Source organism: Nitrospirota bacterium (assembly GCA_040754395.1).
GTDB lineage: Bacteria > Nitrospirota > Thermodesulfovibrionia > Thermodesulfovibrionales > SM23-35 > JBFMCL01.
This window is the reverse complement of sequence record JBFMCL010000043.1, coordinates 1-4,623: the sequence shown is the minus strand read 5'-3', so window position 1 is coordinate 4,623 and position 4,623 is coordinate 1. Positions and strand designations below refer to the sequence as shown.

At 48.5% G+C, this 4,623-nt stretch carries 5 protein-coding genes; all 5 read right to left on the bottom strand.

The annotated features are described in order from the left end of the window. Nucleotides 1-112 precede the first annotated feature (112 nt). Nucleotides 113-796 carry a PilZ domain-containing protein gene (locus tag AB1552_14190; protein ID MEW6054909.1) on the bottom strand — a complete coding sequence of 228 codons (684 nt, stop codon included), beginning with the start codon at nucleotides 794-796 and terminating at the stop codon, nucleotides 113-115. A 39-nt stretch (nucleotides 797-835) separates the two neighbouring features. Beyond that, nucleotides 836-1,639: an AmmeMemoRadiSam system protein B gene (gene amrB, locus AB1552_14185; GenBank protein ID MEW6054908.1), complete on the bottom strand. Its 804-nt coding sequence runs from the start codon at nucleotides 1,637-1,639 to the stop codon at nucleotides 836-838. After that, on the bottom strand, nucleotides 1,636-3,009 hold the full coding sequence (dnaB, locus tag AB1552_14180) for a replicative DNA helicase (protein ID MEW6054907.1): 1,374 nt from the start codon (nucleotides 3,007-3,009) through the stop codon (nucleotides 1,636-1,638). Before dnaB ends, amrB begins: the two co-directional genes overlap by 4 nt. Continuing rightward, the gene (gene rplI, locus AB1552_14175; protein MEW6054906.1) at nucleotides 3,006-3,449 is read right to left on the bottom strand and encodes a 50S ribosomal protein L9; all 444 of its coding nucleotides are present in this window, start codon (nucleotides 3,447-3,449) and stop codon (nucleotides 3,006-3,008) included. The genes dnaB and rplI overlap by 4 nt, the downstream gene beginning before the upstream one ends. A gap of 190 nt (nucleotides 3,450-3,639) precedes the next feature. Further along, nucleotides 3,640-4,473 (bottom strand): site-2 protease family protein, encoded by an 834-nt coding sequence (locus AB1552_14170; protein ID MEW6054905.1) that lies wholly within the window; start codon nucleotides 4,471-4,473, stop codon nucleotides 3,640-3,642. Nucleotides 4,474-4,623: the final 150 nt, after the last annotated feature.

Genomic DNA, 4,623 nt, shown 5'->3' with positions numbered 1-4,623 from the left:
GAAAACCTGAACCCATTTCATCTGAGAAAGGCATTGGAAGATAAACTGAAAAAAATCTTCCTCTATGCTACAAAATCTCTCGCTGAGTCAGCGATCCTTCGGTAACATTTTATTATGAGGCAACAGGTTCGAGCGTCCTCATGAATTCTTCCAGAAATTCCCTGTCATCATCCGATATCTTCACAAATTCAATGCCAATCCTGAACCTCGGACGTGTGCCGTTACTCTGCCGTCTGCAGTTTGCAACCCTTCCTTCGATATTCATGAGCTTATGGTTGACAAAAAGCTCTATCGCAAAATGAGAATCGGGTTTCAGAGGATATTCCGCCTCGACGAGCATTCCCGAGAGATTTATCCTGTTTACCCTGTACCTGTAAGGTACGTCGACCTTGATATTTACGGAACCTGCAATTTTGAACCTGACCCCGCCCAGTCTGTTTTCGATCGATTTTATTTTGTTTTCTTCGATAAAATCATGAAGCAGATTGGCCTTTTCACTGAAGGTCTCGGAAAATCGGATGCCTGCCCTGTAAACAGGAGCTGCGGGCCGGGAATTAGTCCTTTGTCGTGATACAAGGATTGCCCATACCACGCGCCCTTTCAGTGGTATAAAGGTATTTCTGTACTTGACCCTGAAAACATAGTCCCGGTTCAATTCGAGTCTTTTGGCTGTTTCTATCGCTGCACCATCAGCACTGATATTCAGCACCTCAAGGTCTGATGCATACAGCAGGTTGCCGTATATCCCCTCGACCTGATACCTCCTGCTTGTTCTTTTATTGGTTATCGGCGTCATAATTCATGAGAGAGTTTTACTGAACAATAGTGTCCTGAACTATCTCAGGACGATGCCCGCATAGCCCACTACCTGGTCGTAATCTCCGCTTACTTCACCTGATGTGGTGTACTTAACAAGCCGTGCAGAGCGGGCACCAAGGGCTTTCGCCGCGAACAGCGTTGCTGTGGCAGGAAGGTACCCGCACATGGATATTCGCTCTCTGGCCACGGTTTCAAACAACCCTTCAGGGTCAAGCGAGAGCATTCTGTCTATGGCTTTTCTGTCCTTCTGTCGGGCAGAAGTATCTGTTACATAATGGCTCATGTCGGAACTTGCTATCAGAACCACGGGATACGTAACTTCTTTGACTGCTTTTGCGATTCCCTCCCCAAGTAACCGGCACTCATCAAGCGAAGCTGTCAGAATGGTAATCGGGACAATCTTCACCTGCTTCCGGAAATATGCAATAAAAGGAAGCTGCACCTCGAGCGAATGTTCGAACATATGCCCCTTCGAATCCTTCGCTGCCACGGGCGCATGCATGGCGATTTTATGGGAGAGCACCTTATCAACCTCAAACATACCGGTAGGGATTTCCCATTCTCCGGATTCCATGAGAGATACCGGCGTTCCGAGCCCCGTATGATTCGGCCCCAGGAGCACGAATGTATCCGGGAACTCTATCGCAGAGTACACCGCTCCTGCAACAGAGCCTGAATACATAAGCCCTGCATGCGGGCTGATCGCGCCTATGACTCGCTCTTTCTTTGCGCTTCTGTCTATATACTGTGCGACCTGCTGCGACAGCTTTGCCGCATTTCCGTGATAGAATTGTCCTGCGACCGCTGGTGATCTTCTCAAAACGTCTCCTCGTCCATCTCTTCGAATCCCCTGTCTGTCATGTTCATGAACCTTGTGCAGCTTGAAAGATATGTCAGATTGACCGTCACGCCGGCAGGACCGTTTCTCTGCTTGGCGATATCCACTTCCGCCTTCCCCTTATTGGCCGGATTGTCTTTTTCGTATACCTCCGGCCGGTAAAGAAAGAGTATCACATCGGCATCCTGTTCAATGGCACCTGATTCTCTGAGGTCTGCCAGCATGGGTTTCGGCGGCCTCCGTGATTCCACGCTCCTGTTGAGCTGGCTGACGGCGATCACCGGCACGCTCAGTTCCTTTGCGAGACCTTTCAGAGATCGTGATATGTCTGAAATCTCCTGCTCACGTCTCTCAAAACTCCCCTTGCCTTTCATGAGCTGAAGATAATCCACGATAATGAGGCTGAGGCCGTGTTCCATTTTCAGACGCCTTGCCTTTGCCCTCAGCTCAAGAACCGTGATACTCGATGAATCATCAATAAAAATAGGCGCTCCCGTGAGGTTGCTTGCCGCGCTTGTCAGTTTGTGCCAGTCCTCTTTCCTGATGAACCCCTTTCTGATGCTGTTGGAGTTTACCATCGCCTCGGAGCAGAGCATCCTCAGCGCAAGCTGTTCCTTTGACATCTCAAGACTGAAAATCGCAATCGGTTCCCTGAGTTCAAGCCCCACATGCTGCGCGATATTAAGAGTAAATGCGGTCTTTCCCATTGAAGGACGGCCGCCGACTACTATGAGGTCGCCTTTCTGAAACCCTGTGGTCAAATCGTCAAGGTCCCGGAAACCGGAAGGAATTCCCGTCACTGTCTCTTTCTTGTCATAGAGATGCTCGATCATCTCGAAGCTGTCCTTAATGACATCCTTCAGCGTCACAAACGATACTTTAATCCTTTTATCGGAGATATCGAATATTGATTTTTCCGCATAGTCAACGAGGTCTTCGGCATCAAGGGTATCTTCATATACCTTTCCCGCTATCTCTGTGGCAGACTTCAGAAGCCCCCTCACAAGCGCCTTCTCCCTGACAATATTCGAGTGGTATTTCACATTAGCTGCAGTCGGGATCATATTGACGAGTGTGGAAAGATATGATATCCCTCCTACTGCATCGAGCTCATCCTTTTTTTTGAGCTGATCGGTCAGGGTAATGAGGTCGATCGGTTCGTTTTTGTCGAAAAGCTCTGTCATCGCATTGAATATCTTTCTGTGGGAAAGCTTGTAGAAGTCTTCTGGATCAAGGATTTCGAGAACCCGGGGGAGGGCGTCATTGTCGATCAGGACGGCACCAAGAACAGACTGCTCGGCCTCAAGATTCTGAGGCGGCAGCTTTTCAAGATGCACATCGGTCTGTTTCATTCCTCAACAACCTGAACATTGAGCTGCGCGGTTATCTCCGGATGCGTCTTTATGCTCACGGTAAACGAGCCGATCCTCTTTATCGGCTCTTCAATTGAGATCTTCTTTTTATCTATCTCTATCCCTTCGTGCTTCATCTGCTCAGCAATGTCCATTGATGTCACGGAGCCGAAGAGCTTTCCTTCTTCGCCAGCCTTTGCCTTAATAATAAGCGTCATGCCGGAAATCTTTTCAGAAAATTCCTGGGCCTGATTCTTAATCTTTTTTGCCTTTTCCTGTATGATTCTCTTGTCATGCTCGAGGGCTTTGACGTTTTTTGTATTGGCTTCCACTGCCAGCCCCTTTGGAACCAGGTAATTGCGGGCAAATCCGTCAGAGACATCCACTATCTGCCCCATTGTGCCCAGATTTTTAATGTCGTCCTTGAGTATTACTTTCATCCGGAATCTCCTTTTCGGTTATAATGAATTTGTTTTCATGGTATTATCGGTCCCAGAACAGGCAAGAAATCTTCCGAATATCAACTGTTTCCTGCGCGCATGGGATTGACGGACATAGAAGTTTTGCTACCTGATAGTATACCACAGAAATCCCCCCCGAAAACACCAGCGCCCGAACGCCGTCCGTCCCTTACAGAATCCGGAATGGAACAGGGATGAATGTGAGGACAAACATAGCTGCGGAAAACCACCCGACATATTTCCTTTTCCTGTCAAGCACAGGTTCCCAGTACAGCACAGGAGGATGTCCGACGCCGAGAATCAGCAGCAATACCGCCCACACAGCCCACCCTTCCCATAAAAACAGCCCGAGGACAGCCATGACGATAATCAGCACAACAGACACAACCTTATGCTTTTCCCCGAGAAGGGCATATGCAATGTGGCCGCCGTCGAGCTGTCCGACAGGGATCAGATTAATGGAAGTGATAAAAAGCCCGATCCATCCGGCAAAGGCAACAGGATTCAGAAGGATATCCGAATCAGAAGGCACTACTCCCAGAACCATCTTTGACAGCGCAGAAAACAGGAGAGACCCTCCCAGATTCAGTCCTCCCCTGGTCTCCGTAAGAGTAACAATTTCGGACATCTGAAGCCCGATGACTGTGGCGATAACGGATATGATGAAGCCGGCTATGGGACCTGATGCACCGATGTCGATGAGGGCTTTTCTTGTGACGATTGGCGATTTCATTTTGATAAAAGCCCCGAACGTCCCGATAATTGTAGGGGCGGGGATAAAATACGGGAGCGTTGCCTTCACACCATGTCTTCGGGAGGTAAAATAATGGGACAGCTCATGGCTCAGCAGGATCAGCATGAGGGTCAGTGAGAAAGGAATCCCTTTATATATCATTGCCGGCTCTTCGATGAGATCCGCACCGGACTGGAGTGCGCCAACCACAACTGTCGTAATCGTCGTAAGAATGAAAAGGACAAGATGTAATATGGGAAATTTTTTCATCGGAAATAATTTATTATATGAAATTTCAAAGAAAAAGGGCCTCATTTCTGAGGCCCTTGCCGTAAAATACGTCTGCGAAACAGGGATCAGCGCATTTATCCCGTTTTCACCACATATACGCTGCAGGGGGCATGATCCACTACCTTCGAG